The sequence below is a fragment of the Brevibacillus brevis genome (assembly GCF_900637055.1).
Classification (GTDB): Bacteria; Bacillota; Bacilli; order Brevibacillales; family Brevibacillaceae; genus Brevibacillus; species Brevibacillus brevis.
In genome coordinates, this window is sequence record NZ_LR134338.1 from 5008525 (window position 1) to 5034583 (window position 26059).

Here is a 26059-nt window from a genome sequence, read left to right on the forward strand (position 1 = left end):
TACATGGAAAGACGAAAATTTTATGACACTTTTCATCTCACATAGTATACTACCATGTAAGCGTTCACTCGACAATATTTTCCTCACAAAATAGCCATGAAAACTTCATAATTTCGACAAAAAGGAGGCCCGTATGTCCGAACTAACCATCACCACCCGATTGCCCGTGTTGAAAATCTCGGCTGACCAACACGGCTGGGAAGACGACGAAATCGTTACCGAGTACCCCCTGACGATTTTCCTCAATGATGAGGAATTCGCTACAATCGTATGTACCCCAGCCGACTTGGAAGAAATGGTCATCGGTTTTCTCGCAGCCGAGGGTGTCATCAAGAGCTACTCGGAAATCAAACAGCTTACGATGAATGAGGCCCAAGGGTTTGCTTACGTTGATTTGCATAAAGAAACAATTTTGTCGCAAAGCTTTTACTCCAAACGCAGAATTACTTCCTGCTGCGGAAAAAGCAGACAATCCTTTTACTTTTTTAGCGATGCACGCACAGCAAAGCCCGTTGAAAGCACAACAACTGTCACTCCCGCTCAATGCATGCACCTGATGAAGGAATTGCAAGCGTCGTCTGAGATCCACCGTCAAACAGGTGGCGTCCACAATGCTGCCCTCTGTACACCGGATGAAGTTTTGCTTCAGTTCTCCGACATCGGACGTCACAATGCTCTCGACAAGATCTATGGGAAATGCTTGCGAGATAACATATCCACCACGGACAAAATTCTTGTATTCAGTGGACGCATCTCATCTGAAGTGCTGCTCAAGGCTGCCAAGATTGGGGCTGGCATCATTCTGTCCAAGTCCGCTCCAACTGATCTCGCCCTTCAATTGGCAGATGAGCTGAAGCTCACCGCAGTCGGTTTTATCCGCAATGACAAAATGAACGTGTATACACAAGCCCAGAGAATCCTCCTACCTTAAAGAAGGAATCAAGTAAAAGCGGGACAAGCTTTGCGCCTTCCCGCTTTTCTATGTTTTTCTCATCTGGTAATCTCAAAAGCCCGAGTTAGCCTCTCGGGCTTTTGTTCTTTGTACGTGGGAATTTTTTATTTGCAGCAGCAATGTTTCTTTTTGTGATGCTTGTAGTGGTCGTCGTCATCATCTTCGTCCTCGTCATCTTCTTCATCTTTTTCTTCGTCTTCGTCGTCGTCATCTTCTTCGTCTTCATCATCTATTTCATGCTTCTTGCAACAGTGATGGTCATGTTTCTCAAAGCCTTTGCAATCATGTTGTTTGCAGCAACAGCAGTGATCGTGGCAATGCTCATGCTTTTTGCAGCAGCAATGCGGCTCATCGTATTGGCTGTGTTTTTTGCAGCAGCAGTGAGGCTCGTAGTAATCATCGTGTTTCTTGCAGCAGCAGTCGTAGTCGTAATATTTGTCGTGTTTTTTGCAACAGGAGTGGTGGTCGTAATACTTGTCGTGTTTTTTGCCGCAACAGTGGTGGTCGTAGTATTTGTCGGTTTTTTTGCAACAACAGTGGTGCTCGTAGCGTTTGCCCTGTTTTTTGCATTTTCTTGTCATTGCGCTTCCCTCCTTTCGTTAGCCATCACTACTATTCATACGGTTTGTCCAGAGAAACGCTTGTATGATAGCCCTCTATGAAAAGCCCCTTTTTTCCAAACAAAAAACAGGACACGCCTCAAGCATGTCCTGTCTTTCTGCGTTTTTCTTCAAGCTTTGCCTGTTCGTACTCTTCAGGCGTGTTGACATTAAAAACAGACCAAAGGTCCAACCTTTCATCAGGCAAGGGCACCACGCGCAGCTCATCTAATGTCCGCATCAGTTTTCGCTGTCCATGCAACAGCGCCTGCTCCCAGTTCGCCTGTGTTCTACGATGGTACACGGCACATAATGGATGGATTCGTCCCTCTGATTGGGCGACAATCACATCCCACTCGTTGCTCTCCCTAGCAAATTCAATGAGCTTGGCGATTTGCACACGATCCATAAAAGGAAGGTCACAGGATAGTACCAGCAAAGCATCCTCGGAACTTATGCGAAAGGCAGTAACCAGCCCACTGACAGGACCGCAGGATGGTACCAGATCAGGTGTTATTGTGACGGGCTGTTCATCAATTTGTTCCTTTTGTGTCACTTGAGTGTTCGAAAAATCATTCGCTACAATGAAACAAGACAAGCCAACCGCCTGTACTTCCTTTACCAGTTCTGTTAAAAAGGTTCCGTCCCTCCACGGTAATTTTTGCTTGGGCGAACCCATTCTGCTGCTTTTTCCGCCAGCTAAAATAACCGCACCGATTCGCAGTTGCTGCATAAATTTCCTCCTGGGTGTTGACAATAATCCTTATTAGTTTATAATAAGTTTAAACAAATAATTATTATAAATAAGGAGAGATTCTCGATGGAAAACACACTCTACAGCGTTTTAAATAAACAAGTGGCGAACTGGACAGTTCTCTATACGAAACTACACAATTTTCACTGGAATGTAAAAGGACCTCACTTCTTTACGCTCCACGCAAAATTTGAGGAATTGTACAATGAAGCAGCAGCGAATCTCGATTCCCTCGCTGAACGTGTTCTCTCCATCGGTGGAAAGCCTGTAGCGACTTTGGCTGCATGTCTGAACACAGCGAGCATCACCGAAGCAGAAGGAAGCGAAACAGCTGAGCAAATGGTAGAAACGATCGCGAGAGACTTCTCCATTCTCGTAGACGAGTTGAAGCTGGCTATGGAAACAGCTGACCAAGCTGACGATGAAGCGACAGCCGATATGCTGCTGGGAATCCGCAGCAGCCTGGAAAAACACATTTGGATGCTCAAATCCTTCTTGCAATAATCAAGAAAATCGAAAATCAATAGACACCAAAAGGCGATTGTGCATAGACACATCGCCTTTTTTGGGTCTTGCCTCCCGTTGAACTGCCTATCTCACCCTGGTTGCCTAGAGTGAAAAAATCAGTTTCCGCCCGTCCTTTTCTACTTTTACTTGGGGTAGATACTTTAATGACTTCTGTACACCTATGTAGGGACTCGCAAACTCTACCTGGTGCCGTGCTTTCAACACGGAACAGAGATCAGCCAATGACATCGGAGACATCGCTTCCCGTAACAGGTTTTCGATGTGCTTCGCAACTTCCACATAATCGTGGCGAATGTGAGCCTTTCTTACTTTCATTCGCTTCATCAGATCATCGGAAAATTCCTCAGTTGACATGGCTGTATCCTCTGGGCTTTCATCGACTCCGATCCCGGCTTCGTTATCCAACTCGCGAATGCGGCTCAAAAGCTGCTTGATGTCAGCTCCCAACTGCTTGTCCTGATCGACATACTGTCGACGCAGTGCCATACGCTGCTCTAGCATGGCCTGCAATGTCATTTGTAACGCTTTCCGTTCGTTAAACATTGCGTTATGTATTCCCCTTTTCGCAAAAAGTAGAATGATGAAATTATACCCAATGATAATATAATTCTCACTAGTTGGAAATGGGAAATTGAAGTGCCCAATTTAGCAAATAAAAATAGCTTTTTACAAAGCCGTAATCTGCTTTCGTAAAAAGCTATCTGCATTTTTTAAGGCTAATTACAGATTGTTCAATGAGAGAGTGTAATCAGACTTTCCAATAGACCAGAGTCTTATATAGTATGTTTCACCAGCAACTACATCGAATTCTGCTTCACCAGAACTCATTGCAAGAGTGGTATTTGTGTCTGAAGTCATTACAACGTATGGAACAGCTGATGCTTCCTTATTCGTAAGGCTCGTACTCATTTTTCCGGTTTGGTTTGCTACAAAAACAAAATGATCAAAATCACTGTTTCCCGCTTGCCCTGAGATAGAGGAGTTAACCTCTAAAATATCCGCTGTTGCAATAGTATCGTTAGGCTCTGTTTCCGTATTCGCAGCAGATGCGGATGAGGATAGTGCAAATACTAGTGTCAATGCGAGTAAGATTTTTTTCACAATGATTGCCTCCTATAATATGGAATAATCGAAATATACCATTATCTGCAAATATTGTCAAAACATAATGTTTTTTGAATTTATTTGTTGTTTTTCGTCAAAATTCCCCAAAAAAGACTCATCCAATAATGGACAGGTCTTTTGGGACTGTTCCCCGCCCGTTTCTATCCCAACGTACCATGCTTTCACCTGCGTTTTGTTCTTGATACAGAGGTGCTCCATTACTTCTCTCCGCAGGATAACTTACTCTCGTTGCCACATAATAAACACCTCCAAGTTGTCCCCATGCGTTCGAAAATAAAAAGATAGCTTTTTACAAAGCCATAATCTGCTTTCGTAAAAAGCTATCTGCGTTTTTTAAGGCTATTTACAGATTGTTCAATGAGAAAGTGTAATCAGATTTTCCAACAGACCAGAGTCTTATATAGTATGTTTCACCAGCAACTACATCGAATTCTGCTTCACCAGAAGTCTCTGCAAGGCTGGTAGTTTTATCTGAAGCCCACACAACGTATGGAACTACTCCTTGGGTCTTATTTGTAAGGCTCGTTCTCATTTTTCCGGTTTGATTTGCTACAAAAACAAAAGTATCCCAATCACCGCTCTCCCCTTGACCTAAGATAGAGGAGTTAATCTCCAAAGTATCCGCCATTTCAAAGGTATCGTTAGGTTCTGTTTCTGTATTCGCAGCAAATGCGGAAGAGGATAGTGCAAATACTAGTGTCAATGCGAGTAAGATTTTTTTCACAATGAATGCCTCCTATATTATGGGATAAATGGAATATACCATTTTATTCAATAATTGTCAAAACATAATGTTTTTTGCCTTTATTTGTAGTTTTATGTAGACTTTCACATAAAATTGTCGAGGTATAGCATAAGCACTCAGAATCAGACAAAAAAGACCCATCCCAAAATGGACAGGTCTTGTTCCCCTACGCCTTTCTATTTCATGATCAAGCCGCCTTCTCCTCGCTCAAACGATCCGTAATCACTGCAATCGCACCATCACCTGTTACGTTACAAGCAGTACCGAAGCTATCCTGGGCGATGTACAGAGCAATCATCAACGAAGTCAACGTGGTAGTAAATCCGAGCATGGACTCCATCAATCCGAGTGCTGCCATGACTGCTCCGCCCGGCACACCTGGTGCGGCGATCATCGTTACGCCCAGCATCAAAATGAACGGAAACATCACGCCAAAGGATGTCGTCATGTCATTTAGCATCATGACTGCCATAGAACAGCTGACAAGCGTAATCGTGCTTCCGGAAAGATGGATCGTGGCACAGAGTGGAACGACGAAATCCGCAATCTTTTCGCTTACACCGTTTTTCTTGGTCTGGTTCAGTGTCACAGGAATGGTGGCCGCAGATGATTGTGTTCCAATCGCTGTGAAGTAAGCTGGAAGCATATTTTTCATCAGCGTGAATGGGTTTTTGCGCCCCATCTGGCCCGCTACCAAGTACTGTACGAACAAATAGAATAGATGCAAAGCAATAATCATCACGAAAACTTTAACGAACACGGACAAAATCATGGTGACTTGTCCACCATAGGTCAGATTGGAAAATACAGACAGGATATGGAATGGAAGCAACGGGATAATGACGGAAGCGATCAGCTTCTCGACGATATCTCTCAAGTCTACCATCACATTTTGCAGTGCGTTTCCTTTGATGACAGTCGCTCCAAGACCAAGGGTGAAGGCGAGCAATAATGCTGTCATCACACCTACAATCGGCGGCATGTCCACGGTAAAGAACGGCTTCACCAGTGCTTTCTCCGGGTTGGCATACTGATTGACCAATCCGCCTATCTCAAGAATATGTGGAAAAATACTCGTACTGACCAAATAAGCAAGTACTCCTGCAAGGATCGTAGACAAGTAAGCAACCCCTGTGGTTACCCCAAGCAAACGCCCTGCCCCTTTGCCCAGCTCACCGATGCCTGGCGCGATAAACCCAATGATAATCAACGGAATTGCAAATCCGAGGAAATTTCCAAACAGGCCACTAAATGTAGCCAATCCTTTCACAACCCAAATCGGCGAAATGGAGCCGATCCCGATCCCAAGGACAATAGCGATCAGGATTTTGGGTAGTAAACCTAGCTGTTTCATGAATTGAACCCCCGTTACGTGTTGGTAAAGAATGTCCATGTGGAATGGACTATGTCTCTTTTACATGGACTATTGAATAACAAGGTAACACATTCCGGATGAGATTGTCATGGATCATAAAAAAGTAAAAATATTAAAACGAAAGAAAAACCCCCAATGAGCACTGCCTACTCACTTGGGGGAACGATATTATTTGGCGCAAACCACTTGGCGAAATTCTTCTTCGATATCTGCCAGCACGCACATGGCATTCGCTAGCTCTTGCTCATTCTTTTCCACAATCAGTGTGTGACAACGACCGAATTGCTTCGCCTGCTTCTCTTTGATTGCCGCCAGCTCTGGCGCATGCTTCGAGAAAAACACAGCGAAATCCATGGCTCTCCTCGCTCCCAACTGGAAAGCAAAATAGGAGAGATGACCAATTTCAGCTGGGGAGAGTCCGCCTTCCTTTTCTATCCGTTTTACTACCCGCAAAATCGCTTCCTTTCCGTATAGGACCGAAGGGTTTGGTTTTGCCGATGCACTTTCCTGATAAATCCCTTGGAATAAACGAAGTGCTTTTGCAGCCTGTTCCTCCTCTGACGGACTCCCTACACGCTTTGGTGCTGTCCAGTAGTGATAGGAAAAGAGGCGATCGAAGATTTTTTCGGCTTTCCACGCCAAGACAAACTGAGCCAACGGCAAGCTCACAAACGGGAATCCTGCTGGATCATGCAAATAGATCGTTTGCTCATCCATCTCGTACGCGAGAACAAAATGGTCAGCGCCCCCCAAATAAGCAGCATTGGGATTATACGTCAAATAACCCATATCAAGCGGTCCGAGCAAAACAGGCCCATGTTCCAAATCACGCCGTAATTCCTCCAATGGTGGCTCGCTCTCAGCATCCCCTGACCTCTCCGTCCAGCGAAACGCTAGTAGCTCCAATGCATGACTTACACCACGATCGGGAATCACTTGTCCGAAATAAATGATTTTCTGCTCCTCATGCCACGTCGCCCCGATACCAACCCCAGAGAGTACTTCAAGTACAGCAGGCGAAACCTTCTCCCCAATCGTCTCTAAAAGCATAGCTGAAGAATTTGCGTAGCAGTACGCGCCACTTCCGATGTACGGTAACATGCATTTCTCCCTCTTTCTCGTCAATGTATGGCTTACCTATCATTGACTTCGAGTCGCATGCTTTTCTGACAACGCTTTGCAAAACACTTCTCGTTCACGCGAAATATTTTTTGAAAAATTCCATCTTCTCACTTAAGAAAGCATCATCCGATTCGATGCTACCCATGATATGAGGATCATGCATGCACAGCCCCATTAGCCATAATTGGCGAATGCCTGTCATAAGCGACACCGCAGCCCGATCGTTTTCAGATAGGGGGCGAACCTCGGTATATCCTTTTAGGAAAGCACTCCATAGTGACTCCACCAGTTCGTCATCTTCTTCGATCAATATTCGGCTCAGCTTGAAAGCAGCCAGATCATACGCTCGCCAGCCATATCCGCACAGGTCGAAATCAAAGTGGGTATAGGTGTTGTCCTCACAAAAATTCGTATTAAAATTCCCTTGAAGGTCTCCATGGCAAATCCCCCAGTCGAGTCCGGCACGGATATGCGCATTCAACTTAGCTTCCAGCTCCATCGCCAGCTTTTGGAGAAATTGAAAATCTTCCTTCCGATGCTGCAGACGCGCCTCCATGATGGCTAACGGGCGATGAATCAGCGTCTTGGCGTCCCATACCTCACGAGCTTGTTGTGTGGAAAAGCCTTCTGCTTTAACATGCAACTCGGCAACAGCCCTGCCAAATCGTGCGCTCAGTTCCTCGCTATCGATTTCCTGCTCCTTGCCCTCGGCATAAGTGAACAGCGCACCAAAGCGATTGCCTTCTGCTGCTTGCAGTCTCAAGACATGCTTTCCTGAGCCGTCCGCAATTGGCACAGAAACAGATACTCCTTGTCTGTCCAAATGGAGCAACAGCTCCATTTCGAACGCGACTGCTGCTTCCTCTGTTCGCCAATCGCTGCGATACAGCCTGAAAATTCGTTTCTGATCGATCGTCTCCACAAGGTACGTATCGTTCATGCCTCGAAGCATGTAGTGAACCGATTGTATTTGTTCGGTTGGATATGCTTCCTGAAGTACTTTCTGTAATGCTTTTTCACAGATGGTTGAGTAGACGACGGGTAAATGCATAGTCATGCTGCTCCTTTTTGCTAAGTATTGGATAAGTTATTATGGTAGACGTGTGAATGGGGGAAAGGACACAGCAAGTAAAAAAGGACCTTGAAGGGCTAAGAGCCGATTCAAGGTCTGGTACAGGCTGCAACCATTTGTCTCCCTTGCTGTATAAGCTTTTCAAGGAATCGGGCAACATAAGTAATGGATTTGTATTCGTCACGCTCATCAGAAGGTTTGCTGTCCCAAAAGCTTTATTTCTTCACTTTTCCTTTGATCTCGCGCAATTCCTCGAGGATCAGATCGTATTTGTCGCTGTATTTGTCCAGCAAATCTTGTAAACGTCCCTCGCGCTCGCGATTTGCTTTCATAATATAAAACAACAACCAGACAAACAAAGCAGCAAATGGCCCTTGCTGAAGTAATACGGTTGTTACTTGATCTTCCATGTTTGATCTCCCCTTTTGTCACTGTACAGAACGAGTGTTCCTGCAACGTTCTTATCTGTATTTTGTACAAAAGACTTGTACATAATTCGTTGAAAACAAAATTAATATCCATACTTTTCTTTTTCCCTCTCATTTAGTACAATAGGCTTGTACATCCTCACAGGAAGGACTGGCACGCTCATGCTATCTCAGCGCTTACGCACAGCTCGTAAGACAAAAGGTCTGACCCAGGAAGAGTTGGCAGAGCATGTCTGCACGACCAAGGGGACGATCAGTAACTACGAGAACAACCACAGCACACCTCCGAATGACATGCTGCGGCAATTGGCTGATGTGCTGGACGTCACGACCGATTGGTTGTTGGGCCGCACAGATGAAGTCACGGCCTATATTCTCCCCGCAACTGAGCAGACAAATCAACGTTCGTTGGACGAGCTCTTGCAGGAAAAGATCGATGACCCGGACGACTACTATTTCCTAGACGGGTATCTGGACGCTTCAGAAGAGGAGAAAAAAGAAATTCGCCGCTACTGGTACGACTTGAAGAAACAGTGGAAAGTCCGTAAAGTACGCGAGGAACGACCTCCGTCTTTGTTTGACATCACGGAAGACATCAAAAAAAAATAACCCCAGTGCGGGGTTTTCTTTTCAATGAAATACAGAACGTACGTTCCTTACCATTCATTTAGGAGGTCCTTGATGCTTCACTCCCTTTTGAAAGAAATCTGCGAACCGCAAACATGGCTCGAGAGCCGCGTGTACTTGCTGCTTCAGCATCACGGCATCGATTCGCCCGAACAAATCGATCTGCATCTCTTGTGCGAGACATACGGCATTGAGATCCATCGTATTTGCGGCAGGAGTCGTGCACATGCGCATCCCTTTTTGCCGGGACGTTATGTCATTGCGGTGGACGAGCGACTCGATCTGGCTACCCAGCGAGTTAAAATCGCGCATGAACTCGGACATTTGCTCCTTCATGAAGGCATTCAGCCCCAGAGCAGCGAATGGATGATTGACTGGCAAGAATCGCAGGCGAATCATTTTGCCGAGCATTTGCTGCTTCCTATTTACATGATGAGCCCCCTGCTTGCCGATTGCTCGCGATACAACGCTCCTGCTATGTTGGCTCAGCGCTTTCAGGTGCCGATGCCTCTTGCTCGTGCCCGTTTTGAGCGCATACTGAGCCGTCTGTATGCCAAAGGCTTTCCCGTCTATGGGTAAATTACGACGCTATATGGAGGAGGCGATACCTGATGAAACGAGTCTTTATTGCCGGAGATGCGTACACGACTCATTTTTTTGATCTCGCCTTGGACCAAGACGAGGAGCTGTCGCTGTTACCCTCCTTGCAGGTAGCCAGCTATCACGTGGCCCGCTTTGCTCTCATCATGCGAGATGACGGCTTTCGTGGTCTCGGTATCTTTCCTGGTGACGCCCTCTTGATCTCAGACTTTTCGATGGAGCCAGTAAAAGACAGACCCGTGTTGATCCGACAGGAGGGGCAGTTCCTTGTGCGCATTGCAGCAGACGTCAATCCATTGGAATGTCTGTTTACAACCACACGCGAGCAAGACAGCCCCATGCTACTCCCCTCGGAAAACATTCGCATTACAGGTGTTGTATCCGGTATTATTCCACGTTCATCATTGTAACCTCATTAAGCAGCCAATCCTTAATCGCTGCCACCGTTTGCTGCCACTGCTCCTGCGGGGTAATGGCAGCGGGCTGGTCGCCCTCCTGCGATCCATAGCTACCGAACTGGGAGTGGTTCCCCCCTTCTATGGACATGTACACGGTACGCTCCGGCAAATACTGCTTGCTATCCTCAAACGCTTTCATATCGATCACACCATCACGAGATCCAATTAAAGACAGCACAGGCAAATTCGCGGTCTTTAAGTTTCCCTGCCTGTTCGGATACGCCCCCAATAAAAACACACCCTTGATTCGGTCTGGATGGTTTGCTGCGAATTGTGCTGCCATGGTCCCACCGAGCGAATGTCCTCCGATGACAAACGTTTTATTTGGGTACGCCTTTAATACTTGTGTGGCCCGCGTCATATCACTTACAGCCAAATTCAGCGGCATTCGTGCGAGAAAAACATGATAGCCGTAACCTGCCAAGGCACGGGCAATCGGTGCATAGCTCTCCGGTTTGACCAGTGCTCCTGGATATAAGATGAGTCCCGGTTCGCGTGACTCCCCGCCTTGGAAAATAATCCAGTCATTCGTATCCATGACCGTAATCCCTTCACCGCCTTGCATGGCCGTTAACGCTGCTTGATCGGGCTGATATGGCTGCAAATACCATATAGCCAGACAAATGGCTCCAAGTGTCACCAATACGATTGCCTGAAACCACTTTTTGCGTGCTTGACTCATCCTACCCACCTCGTTTCCGTTCCCATGCATGATGCTACTTATTATGTCTTAAACACTCTGCGCATGTGCATGAATTGTAAATCTCGACAATTTCGTGGTGTTGACGAACTGATTTCGTCATAGTAGTATTTAAAAATACTACTCAAATTTGTTTAGAGGTTTTGCTCATGATTGTCTACCAAAAAGAGAAGGGATGGGAATTGTTATGAATCAACAGGATGTGCAATTTTGCGAGGAACTGGTAAGAAGCGTTGGAAAGGAGCTGCTAGTGGAATTTGAAAAAGGCGCGCCCTGCCACAGCAAGGCAGCAATGTCTAAACGCTTTGAAGAGGTGAATCCTGTAGTTGAAGCTCGATTGAAGCGCTCATTGTCCGAGCGTTTCCCCACCTATGAATTCTCTGACGCGGAATTCGATCTGGCTGCACAGGAAAAGCCTGAATTCACAAGTCCTTATTGGGTGATGGATGCAATCGATGGAGCGGTCCACTTTCTGCAAAATATGCCGATGTGGGCTACCTCCCTCTGCCTGATTGACGGAGGACGCACGGTTGTTTCTTTTGTCTATGATCCATGCCGTGATGAGCTGTTTACAGCCATTGACGGACGCGGAGCTTTTCTAAACGGACAAAAAATCAGTACCTCATCCAAATCGCAGCTGAGTGAGTGCATTCTCGGCACGCTCTTTGCTTCCTCCGAGCCGATGAACCTCTTGGTCGGAAAGTATACGGCGAATTCCTTGACGCGAGTGATGCCAGAAGCTTTTGCCATCCGCATGCAAGGCGCAGTATCACTCCATCTCGCCTACGTGGCGTGTGGACGACTCGACGGTTACTGGGAATACGGTGAAGGGGTGTATGATTGGCTGGCTGGTGCTCTTTTGGTCCAGGAAGCCGGAGGCAAAATTACGGATACGCAAGGAAATGATTTTTGCTGGAAAAGCACAGGCATCGTAGCAGCAGGCTCGTCCATCCACCCTAAACTGATCCAATTGACCCCAGCTTCCTAACAGACAGATAAAAAGGGTGAGCCTATGCGCATCACCCTTTATCCTTTTTCCGCTCACGAAAACGGCGCACCTTCATCAAGTTTCCGCACATTTTGTCATCACACCAGCGGCGCACCCGGTTGCGGCTTTCATCATAAAACACCCAGCGGCAATCCTCGTTGTCACATATTTTGATTCGCTCCAGATGCTGCGGGGCAAGCAACTCCGCGAAAGAAGCCGCAATTTGTGCCATGACGAGGGGCCAACCCTCTGTTGAGCTAACATGCTTTTGCCTGTAGCCGCCCTCCTCATCTACATACAACACCTGCATATGAAAAGGGGCGAGAGCCAACGTGTTGTTCAATTCCGCAAGGTCCTCCTCTTGGAATCGGTCTCCACGGACAACGGCTTCCAGCATACGTCTCAAGCGTTCGCGCAATTGCAAAAGAGACGCGGCACACTCCTCCTTCATCGGCAACGGAGCAGTTAGATTGTATGTTTGCAAAAAGGATGTCAGCCATTCCTGGTTCTCCAAGCGATTTTCCGCACGACCAGAACCGCGCCAATCACGCCAATCACTATTTAAAAAATCGATACAAAGCCAGTCCATGTCATCATCTCTCCTGACGAAACCCTTCATTTTTCTCTCTTGTATGACTATACAGGATATGGTAATATCTATTTGTAACTATCGTAATTTAATTAACTGGTTACAAGTTCATTTCTTACTGCTATTATAGCGTTTCATCAATCTGTTTCACAGACGAGGAGGAAGCGTATGAATCGGAAGGAATTGCTTTTGCACGGATGGGAATGTACGTATGACAAGGAAGACTGGTATCCACCCTTAAAAGAAGCGCTTTCCGGAGTGTCAGCTGCCGAGGCTAGCTGGCGCCCTGTGGGAGAAGCAGCCAACACGATCTGGGAAAACGTCAGCCACCTTCTTTATTACAAAGAACGCCTGCTGCATCGTCTATTGGGCACCGAATTTCCTGGCTCCGCTGAAACGAACGATGATACCTTCATCCCATCCGGCGGTCCAGATGATGAAAACGCTTGGCAAGCTACCCTTTTGCAAATGGAAAGCGTCCATCGCCACATTCATGAAAAGCTTTCCTTGCTGACAGACGAGGATTTAAATCAGACGGCTACCTATACGCCCATCTACCAAACCGTGATGAGTCTCGTCCTGCATGATGCGTTTCATACGGGACAAATCGTCCAAATTCGCAAGCTGCATGGCTCTTGGCCTGCCAGACGCTCATTTGAATAACAAAATTTCACATTGATTAATCACAAACAATCCTTTATAGTGAATGAATCACATAATTTCATACATGTTATCCTCATCTTTCACGGTGAGGATAGAGGTCGCGGCTTTTATATCATCCTGTACGAGATTCAGAGAAAATCAATGACTCCAGGTAAGGAAAATCCGCCGAAGCTCATATCGCGTCTCTGTGCGATTGGGTTGGGGCTGTACTCGAAAGGGGCAGAACTGTCACGTTTGCATGCCAAGCAAACGTGGTGAGCTATCTTCAGTGAAGGCTTGGTGGGGATTGGATGATACCGCCCTATGCCATTTTTTTGGCTATGGCGGTTTTTTCGTTTCCGACCTTCCTTCTCAAAAATCAAGAAAGGTCGTGCAAGCAGCTTATGTCACAGAATCAATTGCAACGTGGTTTAAAAGCCCGACACCTGACGATGATCGCCATCGGCGGTTCGATTGGGACGGGATTGTTTCTCGCCAGCGGAGGCTCGATCCATTCCGCCGGACCAGGTGGAGCTTTAGTCGCCTATCTCGCTATTAGTATCATGGTTTACTTCTTGATGACCAGCTTGGGGGAAATGGCGGCCTTCATGCCTGTGTCCGGTTCGTTTTCGACGTATGCCACACGGTTCGTCGATCCATCTCTCGGTTTTGCTCTCGGCTGGAACTATTGGTACAACTGGGCCATTACCATTGCCGTCGAGCTTTCAGCTTCCGCACTCATTATGAAATATTGGTTCCCGGATACCCCAGCGATATTGTGGAGCGCTTTATTCCTCGGATTGCTGTTTGCCTTGAATCTCCTGTCTGTGAAAGCCTATGGAGAATCTGAATATTGGTTTGCTTTGATTAAAGTAGTAACGGTTATCGTCTTTATAATTGTCGGTGTGTTGATGATTTTTGGCATTATGGGCGGCCAAGCAGTCGGCTTCCAAAACTTCACCAAAGGCGACGCGCCATTCAATGGCGGCTTCATGGCCCTGCTCGGTGTCTTTATGATTGCCGGATTCTCTTTCCAAGGGACAGAGCTCGTTGGTGTCGCAGCTGGGGAGAGCGAAGACCCTGCCCGCAACATTCCAAAGGCCATCCGTCAAATTTTTTGGCGCATTCTGCTCTTCTACATCCTCGCTATTTTGATCATCGGGTTGTTGGTTCCATACGATAATCCAAATCTGATTAGTGGCGACCTTACGGATATTGCAATCAGTCCGTTTACGATTGTTTTTGAAAATGCAGGTTTTGCTTTTGCAGCCTCCGTCATGAATGCCGTTATTCTTACGTCTGTATTGTCTGCTGGTAACTCTGGCATGTACGCCTCTACACGCATGCTGTGGAACTTGGCGAAAGAAGGAAAAGCACCAAAATGGTTCGCAAAAGTAACAAGTAACGGCGTACCGATCAATGCTTTGATCTTGACTGCGCTCATCGGCGCCCTTGCTTTTCTGTCCTCCCTGTTTGGGGAAGGCGAGGTGTATGTCTGGCTATTGAATGCGTCCGGTATGTCAGGCTTCATCGCTTGGCTGGGAATTGCCATTAGTCACTACCGTTTCCGCAAAGCGTTTATCGCTCAGGGCCGTGACTTAAGCGAACTGCCTTATCGGGCAAAGTGGTTCCCGTTTGGACCGATTTTTGCTTTCATCATTTGCTGCATCGTTATTTTGGGGCAAAACTACTCCGCATTCATGGGTGGAACAATCGACTGGTATGGCGTCCTGGTCTCTTACATTGGCCTGCCACTTTTCTTAATCATTTGGCTCGCTTATAAAATCACGCAAAAGACCAAGATCGTCCCTCTTGAACAAGTAGACTTCAGCATGGATGAATACACGAAATAATAGAAGAAAAATTACGGACTTCCGTTATCTGAACGGGAGTCCTTTTTCATGTTTGCCAGCATATTTAAAACTGCCCAAAAATAGCCGATAGTATAGACAAGAAGCAATTGAGATCCGTTTCCTTCCGTTCCCACAACTCATCCCAGTCATCTGATAAAAGGTAACCATGATCTCCTTCCATCACGACTGAACATGAATCCATGTGAGGAGAGTAGAACATGCACATCCAATCGAATACCCGCTACCTTACACCCCAGCTATCAACTAACCAAGCTGCACCCAAAATGGTGACAGGACCTCGTCTAGGATTGCCCGAGCACGATACAGTAGACCTTCGTTCTCACCAGGCACGTGAGCTCCCTGCTGGTGTCATCGAACATCATAGCGTCCAATTTTTCTTTAGCACAGAGATTAATGAGCGTTTGGATAAACTTTTTGCAGATAAACCGCCCGAGGCTCGCAAAGCCTTTGACCACATCCTGGAGCAAAATTTTTTCAACTCCCAATCCACCTACACGGAGGAAGAAAGAGCTGCTTTGGTAGAAGCCGGTTTAACCCAAGGCAAATATTTGGCAGAACAATTCATGACTGACGATGAAAATGCTGCTGAATTTTTGGATACCCTCCATCTGCTCGCTGGCGTTGCCAAAACACGGAAGGCTGACCCTGCCACTGGCAGTGTCAGCTACGTAGAGCTTCCTCAAAAACCACATGGGGCTCCGAACGACTATGTCAATCCATCCAAACTGATGGAGCGGTATGATCCAGAAGCCTACAAAAAAATGCAAGCGACTACCAATCAAACAGAGAAAGTAAGCATGCTGATTCAATTCGTCAAAAAGCTGCAACATCGTCCAGACTGGATCTCACAATACCGGAACGAACAAGCTACGCTTCTCTCCGATTTAAAAAATACAAAAATCGCTAACCGCTTTGAGAATGTCAATACAAAGGACGCCACTGAATTTGTTCATCAAATGAATACGCTCACTGAAAATGCTTCCTTTTCTGCCTTCACACCAATGCTACAAACGAATCTTGCTTCTTTTATGAAGATCCTGGCCAAGAAAACGAGTTAATTGCACAAAGACGATCGTCACAGCCTCCGCCCGAACTTCCCTGGGACTGGGGCTGTTTTTTCTTAGTACCAGTCTCGTTCCTTTTCCATTTAAGGAAATGTACAGGCAGATGGTGGACATACTAACCAGTAAAGGAGGAGACGAACATGGACGACAATCGTGAAAACGACCTGCCTGATTTCAAACAACTGGACGACAGACTGATCGCTCAACCTCCGAATAGCCCAATCATCGCAATCCGTACCAATCTGGACAAGGAACCAAATAACGTCGACAATCCGTATGTGCAGCAAGACTCTAAATCTGGACAAAATAAGGGGGAAGCAAATGACTGATCGCATCTCAAAGGAAAAACCGGACATGGGTTATAACGGAAGCAATATGCATGGTTATTCCCTTACACCAAAGGAAGGGACATTGGACCAAACTGCCAAGGCGGCTGCGGAAAACAAAGAAAACAGAGAACAAGAATAGTTCTTTCCCCACTACGAAGAACAAATCAAATCCCCTTTAGGAAAACAGGCAGATGCTCACTTTGCCTTTTTCCGGAAGGGGATTCTTTTGGATTTCTGACCAAGAACACGGTGAAAAACATTTTTTTATTGACGAAATTCTGTTGGAAATATATACTTTTCATGGATTTGATAATGAGAATCGTTATCATATTCTTGTATATATGATCAGGAGGTTGCCCCATGAAATCCAGGCTCTTCAAACACATTTACAGCACAACATTAGTCACTTCTCTCCTCACAGGTGGCGCCCATTTGGCTCTGGCCGCTCCACTCGTGGCCACTGCTGAACAGACGGATGTTTCCCCTTTGTCGCTAGATTTCGCAGTTGAACAGGCACTAAAGAATAGCGTTGATCTGGAGGTGCTTCGGCTTGACTTAGATACTACGAAGTACGAAACATCCATCACCCTGAGAGAAAAAGCAGAAATCAAAAAAGCCGACATCATGACCTTGGCTGATGCAAAAAAGAAATTCGAAGACGCAGCCAAAGCGATCAAAGAAGTGGTTGTCGATGAAGTCGCCCTGAATACGCAAAAAAATACCCTTCAATTGCAAGTGCAAAAAGCATTCTTCGAAGTCCAATCATTAGACGCCAAAATCAAAGCGCAGAAGAAAAGCTTGCAAAGACAGTACTGGTTGGACTCCCAAGAAACAGAAGCTCACAAAAATCTTGCTGCCCTTGAAGCCAGCTACAAGCAAGCATTGGCCAAGCTCAACGATTTAATGAATGAAAAAGCGGACAGACAATGGAAAATGATCGCCACTGATCTGACCCACCATGAGCTGCCTTCCCTGGAGCAATTGCAAGCAAAAGCTTTTGAAAAACGTCCTGAGATGCTCAAGGCACAAGCAGAAATAGACTTTGCCCAAGTAAGAATTGATTACACAGCCGAGTATTCCGCACTCAGTACACATAAAGGTACAATCGCAAAAAATGAGCACAAAAAAGCGGAACTGCAAAAACAAAAAACACAAAAGAAAATCGGTCAAGAAGTAAGTGACAACTATACGAAGGTACTGGCAGCGAAAAAAGCCTTAGAGGAAAGTACAACAAAGAAAGAAGCCGCATTGGAGCGCTATCAGGCAACAATCGATCAATATAGATTAGGAAAAGCATCGATGAAAGAACTGATGGAAGACGAAGCAAACCTGTTTGACTCCGAAACAAAAGCAATCGAATCGGTTTATCAATACAATCTCGCTGCTTCCACCTTGAATCAGTCAAGTGGCTATTAATATTTCGTGTTACGAAGGATCTAATTTATTCATTTAACATAAAGAAGGCTTCATCCGACAGGGTGAAGCCTTTACTCATATAACAGCCTCTCAAAAACTCTCGGCATCACCAGACGACCGCCGTCTACACCAAAATCCTCTATGAACCACCAAGCCGACAGCACACTATGGCAATAGGCCCACGCCAACACTCTCTCTTTTTGCAAAGACAGCGCCTTTGTCAGCCCATCGACTCGCTGTTTCATTACTTCTTCTACCCCAACCTCGGGCAAATGGTTCAGCAAAAACGGAATCACCTCGTATTCCGTCTCCCCGATCAGCCCCTTTGGATCAATTGCCAACCACGGCTCTCTTTCTGCTCGTAAAATATTTTCATGATGAAGATCACCATGCAGCAGACACTGTTCTTTTTGTGTGGAGAGAAGTTTTTTGTACCATCGCATGGCCTGCTCCACCATTTGTTCGGGAATTGGTCCTGTCCCCCCTTGGAAATAAGGGTGAATCTTTTCCAGTCCCACAGCCCAGTCCGCGATCGTCGGAAACGTAGCGGCAAGCTTACCAGCTCTCGAAACGGGGGTATGCATCCTTTTGATCACGTCCGCCAAGCATTCAATTCGATCGTCTTCGCTGCTCAGCTTATCCAGTGTCTCCCCTGGCATGATGCGCTCCAAAAGCATGATGCCTTTTTCCTCGTCAGCATCGAGCAGCTGCACCATTCCCCGCCCTGCAAAAGCTCGAATCACTGCTAGCTCTCTTTGCCATTCCACTCCAGGCAAACCAAGCTTTAGCACTGCGTTTCTCCCATCCTGCAACACAACTGGTGCGACAAAGTTATAAGAAAGTGGAAATGGCTCAAGCACCTTTAGAGACCACCGTGCTTCGCAATCAGCAATCAATTCATGAAAGGAATCCAGCCATAGACGCCCCTCTTCTTTATGTACGCCCGTAATTGTTTGTATAAAATGGGGTGGCAATGAAATCATTAAGGAATCCCCTCCTCGAACTACTTGCAAAACATCCTCTTGCACCAACTTTCAAGCTGTTCCCTTCCCACAGCCGCGTAAGAAGAAGCGCATTTCCAGTCAAGCGCCTCTGGAGCCCATCCCAGCTTCGAAACACTTCATCGAAACTTCTACGTTTGAAGCGCTCCCGCCATTTTTCCCGAGGCGGACAGTGAATCCCCCTTGCAGGGCGTAGGCCGAAGCGTAGACTGGAAATGCGCTTCTTCCCCCCACAGCCACTCGTTAAAAAAGGGAGCAGCTTGAAAGCCGCCCCCCTTTATTTCCCGGAAAATGTTATGACAGTCGTCCCATCAAGCGCTCCATACGATCCAGCGCCTTCTTCAACTGCTCCATCGATGTTGCATAAGAACAACGGATATGCCCCTGTCCGCTTTCGCCAAACACATCTCCAGGTACAACAGCTACCTTTTCCTCCATGAGCAGCTTCTCCGCAAACTCAGAAGAGCTGAGACCTGTAGAAGCTACAGACGGGAATGCGTAGAATGCGCCGTCCGGCTCATGGCAAGTCAATCCGATTTGACGAAATCCATCTACCACATAATTGCGTCGCTGACGGTAGCTCTCGATCATTCGTTCCATATCAGAACGTCCGTGGCGCAGGGCTTCCAACGCAGCCATCTGAGCCATTGTCGGTGCACACAGCATGGTGTACTGGTGGATTTTCAGCATGCCTGCGAGCAAATCAGGTGACGCGCAGACATATCCCAGACGCCAGCCGGTCATCGCGAACGCTTTGGAAAAACCGGAGATCAGGATTGTCCGATCTTTCATCCCTGGCAGAGCCGCGATACTATCATGCATTCGTCCGTAGGTAAGCTCCGCATAAATCTCATCGGAGATCACCATGAGGTCATGCTTTTCAATGATCGGCAAAAGTGTTTTCCACTCTTCAGCCGTCATGGTCCCCCCGGTCGGGTTATTTGGATAGCAGAAAATGATTGCTTTTGTACGCGCGGTGATGTGCGCCTCCAACTCTTGCGGTGTCAGCTTGAACTGGTTTTCCATCGTTGTTTTCAGGAATACTGGCACCCCGCCAGCCAAGCGAATGACTGGTTCATAGGAGACATAGCAAGGTTCTACGACCAATACTTCATCACCTGGATCGAGAATGGCACGCAGAGCGATATCAATCGCTTCGCTGGCACCAACCGTCACGAGAATTTCTGTCTCTGGATGATAGCTGACAGAAAAACGTTCTTCCAAGTATTTCTGAATTTCCACACGCAATGGCAACATACCTGCATTGGATGTATAAGCTGTATGTCCACGCTCCAACGAAGAAATCGAAGCTTCTCTCATGCGCCAAGGAGTGACGAAATCAGGCTCCCCTACACCTAAGGAAATGACTCCCTCCATCGATGCTGCCAAATCGAAAAAGCGGCGAATACCTGATGGCTTCAACGATTGAACTGTACTGGATAAACGGTTTTTGACTTTGACTTGTGTACTCACGGCGTAACCACCATCCTGTGATCTTCGTCACGATCTTCCAGCTCAATGCCATCGTGCTTGTAACGTTTCAAAATAAAATGTGTAGCTGTTGAGACAACCGAATCGAGAGTGGACAGCTTTTGCGAAACAAAAGTGGCTACCTCTTTCATGGTTTTGCCTTCCAAAATAATCGACAAGTCATAGCTTGCACCAGACATCAAGTAAACAGCCTTCACTTCTGGGAAACGGCAAATTCGTTCCGCTACTTCATCAAAGCCGACGTCGCGCTTCGGCGTCACTTTCACATCAATCATGGCATTTACGTACGGATGATCGTCCACACGCTCCCAGTTCACTAGCGCTGGATATTTGACAATGACCTTCTCGGCTTCCAAGGCTGCAATCGTCTGCTCAACAACCTCGGTTGGCTCCCCGATCATTTTTCCGATTTGCTCAGCGCTCATGCGACTGTCTTCTTCCAACAGGTGCAACAGCTCTCTTTGCTTCAAGCGATCCATGCCCCACCACTCCAGTTTTCTCTTTATTTTTGTACATAAGTGCGTATTCAAGTAGTCGACTTTTTGAACAACGCCATCATGCAAAAAGCCTCAGCAACCAGGCTCATGATTTCCATGAATCCGGTTGCTGAGGCGAAGGTATCGCGGTACCACTCAGCTTTTTTGCCTCTCTCACAAAAGGCAAACTCGTGCTGTCTACAAAGACATGCGCCCCATAACGTGGGCCATCCGCTGCTTTCTACTTGGCATTTTCAAAAGCAGAGCTCCAAGGTGGCTTTCAAAAAGAGTTCGCGGCTGCCCTCTCAGCTAACAGGCAACTCTCTGGACGTCAAAATCCCTTTTTTACTTTCCTTTTCACGGCTGTGTTGGTTGTTTTATTGAATGTCTCAGATTATAAATGAGGTTTTCTCTCATTGTCAACTAACAACTTCTGTCTTCTGACCCTCTTTCAAATCGTTAGGCAACCATACGCGAAACACGGTCCCTGTTCCCAAGCTGCTTTGTACGTCAATTTTTCCCCGATGATTTTCTACAATGGATTGGGTAATCGACAGCCCCAGACCAGCCCCTCCGCTTTTGCGTGCACGGGAGGATTCAATCCGGTAGAAACGGTCGAATACATGCGGGACATGCTCCGGTGCGATTCCGGCCCCATTATCTCTGATCGTCAGTTCAATGCCATTGGCAATCTTGCTCAATGTAAGCTCGATTTCACCTTGGACAGGGTCAGTATGCTGCACCGCATTTTGAAACAGATTGAGAATAACTTGCTTCATTCCATCACAATCGAAAGCAACCGTAACATTCGGTTCTACGCGGAAATGAACGTTTCGGTCACCCGCCAGAACCATGAGCTGCGATTCCATACTGTGCACGACCGCGTCCAACTGCCCTTCTTGCAAAAGGAAAGCCGGTTCCCGATCCATCCGAGCCAGGTACAGCAAATCGTTGACGAGTTTGTTCAGCCGCTCTGTCTCGCCGTGCATGCTTTTCAATGCTTTCTGCAAATGTTCGGGATTTGCCGCCGCACCACGCAGCAGCACTTCCAAAAAACCATGGATGGATGTCAGCGGTGTTCGCAATTCGTGTGAGGCATCTGCTACAAAGCGCCGCATCCGTTCTCCAGCTTCTTGCTCGATTTTAAAGGAGGTTTCCAACCGCTCCAGCATTCCGTTAAAGACCGCCGATAATTGATCAATCTCCATCTGACCTTGATCCATCGGCAGCCGCTCATCCAAATTACCCGCATTGATCCGCTCAACGGTAACCTCAATACGCGAAAGTGGGTTCAGTGTACGGCGAAGCACAGGCACATAGGTTAACAAGCCGATTAGCAAGGCGAGTGCAGATGCAGAGAAGAAAATGATCAACTGTGGAAATAGCACTTCCCGCATCGAGCCGACAGGTGTACTCAGTTGTACGATTCCTTGCAGCTGTTCAGATGATTTGATCGGTGCCAGCACGACCAAATAATCCGTCCCAGTGCTACCTTCCAAAATTTTGTATTTGAAAGTGCATACGCCACTAGCTAAGATCTCGCGGTATAAACTATCAGGAAAGCGCGGGGAATACCCTTCGCTCGGAATCGCAAACAGCTCCGTCACGTTGGCATCGTTGTCAATAAAGGCATACTTGATATCGGGTGTACGCAAGGAGAGCAACGCGCTGACATACTGATCGTTTTTCGGGAGTGTTTCCGTATCTTCCAAGACCTGATACGGAACGGTAACTGCCAGATTTAACAGACTTTCGGCTTTGCTGCGATACAAGAATTGCTCCATCAATAAGTATTGAATCATGCCGATTAGAAGCAGCAACCCGGATAAGATAAATAACGAACGAGACAACAGCTGATAACGCAAAGAGTTCGGTTCTAGGAAGGAGGCCCATTGATTGTTTCGATTCATTGTCATACAAAATCAACCCGATAGCCCGCACCGCGCAAAGTGCGAATGATCCGATGCTGACGATCGTTCAGTTTGTCACGCAAGGAGCGAATATACACCTCGACAATATTCTCCTCCCCACCAAAATCATAGCCCCATACGTTATCCAGAATCATTGGTTTGCTCAGCACCAAGCCGTGATTCGTCACCAAATATTTCAGCAAAGAGTATTCCGTTGGCGATAGCTCCAGAAGTGTGTCCTCGTAGGTAATTTCCTTTCGTCTGTCATCGATCTGGAATGGCCCGAGATGTACCTTGGAGAGCAAATGTGGGTAATGATTGCGAATACGCGCATGGATACGGGCAAGCAGCTCCTCAAAGCTAAACGGCTTAATCATATAATCATCAGCACCCAGCGTTAGTCCTTTTACCCGATCCTCCACGTCTTCTCTGGCTGTTAGCATGATCGTTGCTACATTCTGTATCTTTTTCAGCATCCGGCATACCTCGAAGCCGTCCATGCCTGGCATCATCACATCGAGAATGACGACATGGGGCTGATGCTCCTTTACCATGGTCACCGCGGTCATCCCGTCTTGTGCCGTCAATACTTGGAAACCTTCATTTTCAAGACCCATCTCCAAAAATTGCAGGATGGTCGGCTCATCATCGACAAGCAATATTTTAATGCCTTTGTTTTGGCTCATTTCTTTCACCTCACCTCCATTTTACCTGATCAGGCCAAGAGTAGCTGAATGTTTGCTGAATATGCCCTGAGTGCAAGCTGAAAGCTTTTTGCAGAATAATAAACCAAAAAATGTAAATTCAACATAAAAAACGTTGATTATTCTCTTCCCCTTGCACTTTCAACAAACTTTCAGCCAGCTTTCAAGACCCATTCAGCTTCCTCTCTCATAATGATCCCTGCGCAGTCAAATACATACGACTCAAGTCTGAACACTTCAAAAACATGGAGGTTATCCAATAATGAAAAAGAATTCGGTTATCCTGACAGCTTCAGTTGCCACGCTCGTGGTCGGTATCGGAGGCTACATGCTCTATGACTATTTTGTGGGAAACCATGTGGAGATTCAGCCTGCAGCTGCGGTAGCAACAGCCTCATCTACCGCTTCATCAACGGCTCTGACAGCAGATCAACTGAATAAAAAATGGACGATCAATGACCAGTCCAAAGTCTATTTCTCCGTAACTACGTCGAAAGAAACGGTAAACTTTGAAATGGACGGCATTACCGGCAGCTGGGATGTGAACCTCTCTGCACCCGATCAAATGAAAGCAACGGCTTCCGCTGACTTGAATCAGCTGAACTCCGGTAATGAAAAGCGCGACACGCATATCAAATCGCCTGATTACTTTGATACAGCCGTCCATCCAGCTGCTACCTTTGAAGCGAAATCTTTTGAGAACTGGCCTACCACATGGACAGAAGGACAAAAGGCTTCGTTCACCATCAATGGTGTTTTGACTCTCAAAGGAATTGCCAAAGACGTGAAAATTGATGCTGACGCGATTTATTCCCAAGGCAAGCTGCAGCTGGAAGGCACGTCTGTCGTAACGTTTGGTGACTTCGGATTAACCAGCCCGCATACGATCGTGGCGAAAACGGAAGAAAACATTAACATTACATTGCGACTCGCGCTGGATGCTGTTTAATCAATCCTTTTCGCGCGAACTGCTCCGAGAGACGTCTGACATCCACAGACGTCTTTTTTCACAGTTTTTTACATTGTAATATTGACATTGTTAAAATGATATCATAATATAAAAGCATGAGAACTGATTCGAGCAAACGGAAAGGATGATCTTGTGAGTACATCTCCCCTTCGAGCCAAACGCATCCGCTATCGGACCAAAAAGTACCGCTCGCCGGATGGACTTCCAACAGATATTTGCCTCTTTACGATCCTTTCCATCCCGCGCCAAACGAAAACCAAATCGCTGCCACTCAAGCAATTGGCCGTTCTTCTGATCAAGCGTAAAAGCGATACTTTTGGGGAGCAATGGGCCTTGCCTGGCGGTTTTTCCCTTGAATCGGAGACACTGGACGAATGCGCCTATCGTGAGCTGAAAGAAGAGACGAATATTGACCGCGATGTACACATTGAGCAGCTGAAGACGTACTACAAGCCGGGTAGAGACCCTCGTGGCTGGATCCCAAGTGTTGCCTATGTCTCCCTCGTTCATGAAGATTTATTGAAGCACGCACAGGCAAACGACGATGCATCAGACGCGCAGCTGTTTCCGATTGAGAAAGCTTTTGCCCTCAACCTTGCTTTTGATCATCGTGAAATTTTGACTGACGCCTTACAGCGAGTTCGTGAGCAAATGCTGCAAACAACTATCGCCAAAGCGTTTTTGCCAGATGAGTTTACCTTGAGCGAACTGCTGCAAGTGATCGAGACAGTCGTTCCATCCTTTTCGGCAAAAGATCGCGGCAATTTTGAGCGGCGCTTGCTTGCGACGACCAGACGGCAAGGACTTCTCGAACCAGTTCTATCGGCTGACGGACAGCCTGTCTACTCGACCGAGTTTTCGAATTCCCCAGCCAAGCTGTATCGTTTTACCGGCTTCACCCCTACTGCCATGATTTACTGAGCAAGTCCACACTCACATTCAGGAGGTTTTTGCCATGAAAGCTTTGATTGTGATCGACTACACGAATGATTTTGTCGCGACAGATGGTGCATTGACTTGCGGCGAGCCTGGTCAGGCTATTGAAGGACGCATTGGAGAACTGATCCGCGACTTCCTCGCAGAAGGCGACTTTGTCGTCATGGCAGTCGACGCTCATCGAGAGCAGGACCCGTACCACCCTGAGACAGGACTCTACCCTCCGCACAACATTATCGGGACAGCTGGCAGGAATTTGTATGGCAGCATTCAGGAGATTTACGAAGAATTCGAAGATACGATTCACTGGATGGATAAGACGCGTTACAGTGCTTTCCAAGGCACCGACCTTGCACTATTGTTACGCACGAGAGGTATTACTGAGATTCATCTGGTAGGTGTCTGCACAGACATTTGTGTGCTGCATACAGCGATTGAAGGCTTCTATAACGGCTTTTCTGTCGTCATCCACGAGGATGCCGTAGCGAGCTTTCTTCCAGAAGGTCACAAATGGGCTCTCGGTCATTTTCAGAACCAGCTTGGTATGACTGTTCGAAAAAAATAACAGGCTCATGACGATAGGA

At 46.8% G+C, this 26059-nt stretch carries 32 protein-coding genes, 1 riboswitch and 1 other annotated feature; of the genes, 16 read left to right on the forward strand and 16 right to left on the reverse strand.

Going from position 1 to position 26059, the window contains the following annotated elements; genetic code table 11:
* Positions 1-133: 133 nt before the first annotated feature.
* Both fdhD and EL268_RS33760 read left to right on the forward strand, forming a co-directional pair.
* Positions 134-931 (forward strand): formate dehydrogenase accessory sulfurtransferase FdhD, encoded by a 798-nt coding sequence (gene fdhD / locus EL268_RS24110; RefSeq protein ID WP_106655910.1) that lies wholly within the window; start codon positions 134-136, stop codon positions 929-931.
* Positions 932-1083: 152 nt separating this feature from the next.
* Positions 1084-1614 carry a hypothetical protein gene (locus EL268_RS33760; RefSeq protein ID WP_126435469.1) on the forward strand — a complete coding sequence of 177 codons (531 nt, stop codon included), beginning with the start codon at positions 1084-1086 and terminating at the stop codon, positions 1612-1614.
* A gap of 37 nt (positions 1615-1651) precedes the next feature.
* Here the strand turns inward: EL268_RS33760 and mobA are convergent, their stop codons facing one another.
* Positions 1652-2284 (reverse strand): molybdenum cofactor guanylyltransferase, encoded by a 633-nt coding sequence (gene mobA, locus EL268_RS24120; RefSeq protein ID WP_106655912.1) that lies wholly within the window; start codon positions 2282-2284, stop codon positions 1652-1654.
* Positions 2285-2371: 87 nt separating this feature from the next.
* Between mobA and EL268_RS24125 the strand changes: the two genes are divergently transcribed.
* Positions 2372-2809 carry a Dps family protein gene (locus EL268_RS24125; protein WP_007722508.1) on the forward strand — a complete coding sequence of 146 codons (438 nt, stop codon included), beginning with the start codon at positions 2372-2374 and terminating at the stop codon, positions 2807-2809.
* Positions 2810-2914: 105 nt separating this feature from the next.
* Here the strand turns inward: EL268_RS24125 and EL268_RS24130 are convergent, their stop codons facing one another.
* From EL268_RS24130 to EL268_RS24160, 8 genes are all read right to left on the reverse strand, one after another.
* Entirely contained in the window at positions 2915-3376 is a 462-nt protein-coding gene (locus tag EL268_RS24130) for a hypothetical protein (protein ID WP_106655913.1), read from the reverse strand.
* Positions 3377-3553: 177 nt separating this feature from the next.
* A complete protein-coding gene (locus EL268_RS24135) occupies positions 3554-3934 on the reverse strand; it encodes a hypothetical protein (protein ID WP_106655914.1) in 381 nt (126 codons plus the stop codon).
* A 118-nt stretch (positions 3935-4052) separates the two neighbouring features.
* A complete protein-coding gene (locus tag EL268_RS32930; protein WP_164724511.1) occupies positions 4053-4193 on the reverse strand; it encodes a hypothetical protein in 141 nt (46 codons plus the stop codon).
* Between the two features lie 108 nt (positions 4194-4301).
* Complete coding sequence (locus EL268_RS24140; RefSeq protein WP_106655915.1) at positions 4302-4682, reverse strand: hypothetical protein; 381 nt, start codon at positions 4680-4682, stop codon at positions 4302-4304.
* Between the two features lie 208 nt (positions 4683-4890).
* Positions 4891-6057, reverse strand: coding sequence for a dicarboxylate/amino acid:cation symporter (locus EL268_RS24145; protein ID WP_106655916.1), 1167 nt, complete (start codon positions 6055-6057; stop codon positions 4891-4893).
* A 189-nt stretch (positions 6058-6246) separates the two neighbouring features.
* Positions 6247-7179 (reverse strand): hypothetical protein, encoded by a 933-nt coding sequence (locus EL268_RS24150; protein WP_106655917.1) that lies wholly within the window; start codon positions 7177-7179, stop codon positions 6247-6249.
* Positions 7180-7273: 94 nt separating this feature from the next.
* A complete protein-coding gene (locus tag EL268_RS24155; RefSeq protein WP_106655918.1) occupies positions 7274-8251 on the reverse strand; it encodes a homoserine kinase in 978 nt (325 codons plus the stop codon).
* Positions 8252-8487: 236 nt separating this feature from the next.
* Positions 8488-8682: a BhlA/UviB family holin-like peptide gene (locus EL268_RS24160; protein WP_017251979.1), complete on the reverse strand. Its 195-nt coding sequence runs from the start codon at positions 8680-8682 to the stop codon at positions 8488-8490.
* Positions 8683-8862: 180 nt separating this feature from the next.
* Here EL268_RS24160 and EL268_RS24165 point away from each other — a divergent pair, with 180 nt between their 5' ends.
* The 3 genes from EL268_RS24165 (at position 8863) to EL268_RS24175 (ending at position 10337) form a co-directional block, all read left to right on the forward strand.
* On the forward strand, positions 8863-9309 hold the full coding sequence (locus tag EL268_RS24165) for a helix-turn-helix domain-containing protein (protein WP_048031497.1): 447 nt from the start codon (positions 8863-8865) through the stop codon (positions 9307-9309).
* Positions 9310-9381: 72 nt separating this feature from the next.
* Entirely contained in the window at positions 9382-9906 is a 525-nt protein-coding gene (locus EL268_RS24170; RefSeq protein WP_106655919.1) for an ImmA/IrrE family metallo-endopeptidase, read from the forward strand.
* 32 nt (positions 9907-9938) lie between these two features.
* Positions 9939-10337 (forward strand): hypothetical protein, encoded by a 399-nt coding sequence (locus EL268_RS24175; protein ID WP_106655920.1) that lies wholly within the window; start codon positions 9939-9941, stop codon positions 10335-10337.
* On the opposite strand, the gene EL268_RS24180 is transcribed toward EL268_RS24175, so the two are convergent.
* Positions 10315-11067, reverse strand: coding sequence for an alpha/beta fold hydrolase (locus tag EL268_RS24180; RefSeq protein ID WP_106655921.1), 753 nt, complete (start codon positions 11065-11067; stop codon positions 10315-10317). The genes EL268_RS24175 and EL268_RS24180 overlap by 23 nt on opposite strands.
* Positions 11068-11272: 205 nt before the next feature.
* Here EL268_RS24180 and EL268_RS24185 point away from each other — a divergent pair, with 205 nt between their 5' ends.
* A complete protein-coding gene (locus tag EL268_RS24185; RefSeq protein WP_164724512.1) occupies positions 11273-12073 on the forward strand; it encodes an inositol monophosphatase family protein in 801 nt (266 codons plus the stop codon).
* 31 nt (positions 12074-12104) lie between these two features.
* Here the strand turns inward: EL268_RS24185 and EL268_RS24190 are convergent, their stop codons facing one another.
* Positions 12105-12662: a CGNR zinc finger domain-containing protein gene (locus EL268_RS24190; RefSeq protein WP_106655923.1), complete on the reverse strand. Its 558-nt coding sequence runs from the start codon at positions 12660-12662 to the stop codon at positions 12105-12107.
* Between the two features lie 168 nt (positions 12663-12830).
* On the opposite strand from EL268_RS24190, the gene EL268_RS24195 reads away from it, so the two are divergent.
* The 6 genes from EL268_RS24195 to EL268_RS24215 all read left to right on the forward strand — a co-directional run bounded on the left by EL268_RS24195 (position 12831) and on the right by EL268_RS24215 (position 17987).
* Positions 12831-13325, forward strand: a complete 495-nt coding sequence (locus EL268_RS24195) for a DinB family protein (protein WP_106655924.1) — start codon at positions 12831-12833, stop codon at positions 13323-13325.
* An 84-nt stretch (positions 13326-13409) separates the two neighbouring features.
* Positions 13410-13595, forward strand: a riboswitch (Lysine riboswitch).
* 113 nt (positions 13596-13708) lie between these two features.
* Positions 13709-15157: an amino acid permease gene (locus EL268_RS24200; protein WP_106656002.1), complete on the forward strand. Its 1449-nt coding sequence runs from the start codon at positions 13709-13711 to the stop codon at positions 15155-15157.
* 218 nt (positions 15158-15375) lie between these two features.
* Complete coding sequence (locus EL268_RS24205) at positions 15376-16236, forward strand: hypothetical protein (RefSeq protein ID WP_106655925.1); 861 nt, start codon at positions 15376-15378, stop codon at positions 16234-16236.
* Positions 16237-16382: 146 nt separating this feature from the next.
* Positions 16383-16571 carry a hypothetical protein gene (locus tag EL268_RS24210; RefSeq protein ID WP_106655926.1) on the forward strand — a complete coding sequence of 63 codons (189 nt, stop codon included), beginning with the start codon at positions 16383-16385 and terminating at the stop codon, positions 16569-16571.
* Positions 16564-16710, forward strand: coding sequence for a hypothetical protein (locus EL268_RS32935; protein ID WP_164724513.1), 147 nt, complete (start codon positions 16564-16566; stop codon positions 16708-16710). The genes EL268_RS24210 and EL268_RS32935 overlap by 8 nt, the downstream gene beginning before the upstream one ends.
* Before the next feature lie 221 nt (positions 16711-16931).
* Entirely contained in the window at positions 16932-17987 is a 1056-nt protein-coding gene (locus EL268_RS24215; protein ID WP_106655928.1) for a TolC family protein, read from the forward strand.
* 71 nt (positions 17988-18058) lie between these two features.
* On the opposite strand, the gene EL268_RS24220 is transcribed toward EL268_RS24215, so the two are convergent.
* The 5 genes from EL268_RS24220 to EL268_RS24240 form a co-directional block, all read right to left on the reverse strand.
* The gene (locus tag EL268_RS24220) at positions 18059-18970 is read right to left on the reverse strand and encodes an aminoglycoside phosphotransferase family protein (protein WP_106655929.1); all 912 of its coding nucleotides are present in this window, start codon (positions 18968-18970) and stop codon (positions 18059-18061) included.
* A 312-nt stretch (positions 18971-19282) separates the two neighbouring features.
* On the reverse strand, positions 19283-20461 hold the full coding sequence (locus EL268_RS24225; RefSeq protein WP_106655930.1) for an aminotransferase: 1179 nt from the start codon (positions 20459-20461) through the stop codon (positions 19283-19285).
* On the reverse strand, positions 20458-20958 hold the full coding sequence (locus tag EL268_RS24230; RefSeq protein ID WP_007722565.1) for an Lrp/AsnC family transcriptional regulator: 501 nt from the start codon (positions 20956-20958) through the stop codon (positions 20458-20460). Before EL268_RS24230 ends, EL268_RS24225 begins: the two co-directional genes overlap by 4 nt.
* Before the next feature lie 125 nt (positions 20959-21083).
* Positions 21084-21325 (reverse strand) — a binding site (T-box leader).
* A gap of 49 nt (positions 21326-21374) precedes the next feature.
* Complete coding sequence (locus tag EL268_RS24235; protein ID WP_106655931.1) at positions 21375-22871, reverse strand: sensor histidine kinase; 1497 nt, start codon at positions 22869-22871, stop codon at positions 21375-21377.
* Complete coding sequence (locus EL268_RS24240) at positions 22868-23551, reverse strand: response regulator transcription factor (protein ID WP_047071237.1); 684 nt, start codon at positions 23549-23551, stop codon at positions 22868-22870. Before EL268_RS24240 ends, EL268_RS24235 begins: the two co-directional genes overlap by 4 nt.
* Before the next feature lie 280 nt (positions 23552-23831).
* Here EL268_RS24240 and EL268_RS24245 point away from each other — a divergent pair, with 280 nt between their 5' ends.
* The 3 genes from EL268_RS24245 to EL268_RS24255 all read left to right on the forward strand — a co-directional run bounded on the left by EL268_RS24245 (position 23832) and on the right by EL268_RS24255 (position 26040).
* Positions 23832-24518 (forward strand): YceI family protein, encoded by a 687-nt coding sequence (locus EL268_RS24245; protein ID WP_106655932.1) that lies wholly within the window; start codon positions 23832-23834, stop codon positions 24516-24518.
* Positions 24519-24671: 153 nt separating this feature from the next.
* On the forward strand, positions 24672-25460 hold the full coding sequence (locus EL268_RS24250) for an NUDIX hydrolase (protein ID WP_106655933.1): 789 nt from the start codon (positions 24672-24674) through the stop codon (positions 25458-25460).
* A 34-nt stretch (positions 25461-25494) separates the two neighbouring features.
* Positions 25495-26040 (forward strand): cysteine hydrolase family protein, encoded by a 546-nt coding sequence (locus EL268_RS24255; RefSeq protein WP_007729905.1) that lies wholly within the window; start codon positions 25495-25497, stop codon positions 26038-26040.
* The last annotated feature ends 19 nt before the right edge of the window (positions 26041-26059 follow it).

Coding starts and splice junctions, on each gene's coding strand:
- fdhD (WP_106655910.1), top strand. CDS start 134: ATGTCCGAACTAACCATCACCACCCGATTGCCCGTGTTGAAAATCTCG.
- mobA (WP_106655912.1), bottom strand. CDS start 2,284: ATGCAGCAACTGCGAATCGGTGCGGTTATTTTAGCTGGCGGAAAAAGC.
- EL268_RS24125 (WP_007722508.1), top strand. CDS start 2,372: ATGGAAAACACACTCTACAGCGTTTTAAATAAACAAGTGGCGAACTGG.
- EL268_RS24130 (WP_106655913.1), bottom strand. CDS start 3,376: ATGTTTAACGAACGGAAAGCGTTACAAATGACATTGCAGGCCATGCTA.
- EL268_RS24145 (WP_106655916.1), bottom strand. CDS start 6,057: ATGAAACAGCTAGGTTTACTACCCAAAATCCTGATCGCTATTGTCCTT.
- EL268_RS24150 (WP_106655917.1), bottom strand. CDS start 7,179: ATGTTACCGTACATCGGAAGTGGCGCGTACTGCTACGCAAATTCTTCA.
- EL268_RS24155 (WP_106655918.1), bottom strand. CDS start 8,251: ATGCATTTACCCGTCGTCTACTCAACCATCTGTGAAAAAGCATTACAG.
- EL268_RS24160 (WP_017251979.1), bottom strand. CDS start 8,682: ATGGAAGATCAAGTAACAACCGTATTACTTCAGCAAGGGCCATTTGCT.
- EL268_RS24165 (WP_048031497.1), top strand. CDS start 8,863: ATGCTATCTCAGCGCTTACGCACAGCTCGTAAGACAAAAGGTCTGACC.
- EL268_RS24170 (WP_106655919.1), top strand. CDS start 9,382: ATGCTTCACTCCCTTTTGAAAGAAATCTGCGAACCGCAAACATGGCTC.
- EL268_RS24175 (WP_106655920.1), top strand. CDS start 9,939: ATGAAACGAGTCTTTATTGCCGGAGATGCGTACACGACTCATTTTTTT.
- EL268_RS24180 (WP_106655921.1), bottom strand. CDS start 11,067: ATGAGTCAAGCACGCAAAAAGTGGTTTCAGGCAATCGTATTGGTGACA.
- EL268_RS24185 (WP_164724512.1), top strand. CDS start 11,273: ATGAATCAACAGGATGTGCAATTTTGCGAGGAACTGGTAAGAAGCGTT.
- EL268_RS24190 (WP_106655923.1), bottom strand. CDS start 12,662: ATGGACTGGCTTTGTATCGATTTTTTAAATAGTGATTGGCGTGATTGG.
- EL268_RS24195 (WP_106655924.1), top strand. CDS start 12,831: ATGAATCGGAAGGAATTGCTTTTGCACGGATGGGAATGTACGTATGAC.
- EL268_RS24200 (WP_106656002.1), top strand. CDS start 13,709: ATGTCACAGAATCAATTGCAACGTGGTTTAAAAGCCCGACACCTGACG.
- EL268_RS24205 (WP_106655925.1), top strand. CDS start 15,376: ATGCACATCCAATCGAATACCCGCTACCTTACACCCCAGCTATCAACT.
- EL268_RS24210 (WP_106655926.1), top strand. CDS start 16,383: ATGGACGACAATCGTGAAAACGACCTGCCTGATTTCAAACAACTGGAC.
- EL268_RS32935 (WP_164724513.1), top strand. CDS start 16,564: ATGACTGATCGCATCTCAAAGGAAAAACCGGACATGGGTTATAACGGA.
- EL268_RS24215 (WP_106655928.1), top strand. CDS start 16,932: ATGAAATCCAGGCTCTTCAAACACATTTACAGCACAACATTAGTCACT.
- EL268_RS24220 (WP_106655929.1), bottom strand. CDS start 18,970: ATGATTTCATTGCCACCCCATTTTATACAAACAATTACGGGCGTACAT.
- EL268_RS24230 (WP_007722565.1), bottom strand. CDS start 20,958: ATGGATCGCTTGAAGCAAAGAGAGCTGTTGCACCTGTTGGAAGAAGAC.
- EL268_RS24235 (WP_106655931.1), bottom strand. CDS start 22,871: ATGACAATGAATCGAAACAATCAATGGGCCTCCTTCCTAGAACCGAAC.
- EL268_RS24240 (WP_047071237.1), bottom strand. CDS start 23,551: ATGAGCCAAAACAAAGGCATTAAAATATTGCTTGTCGATGATGAGCCG.
- EL268_RS24245 (WP_106655932.1), top strand. CDS start 23,832: ATGAAAAAGAATTCGGTTATCCTGACAGCTTCAGTTGCCACGCTCGTG.
- EL268_RS24255 (WP_007729905.1), top strand. CDS start 25,495: ATGAAAGCTTTGATTGTGATCGACTACACGAATGATTTTGTCGCGACA.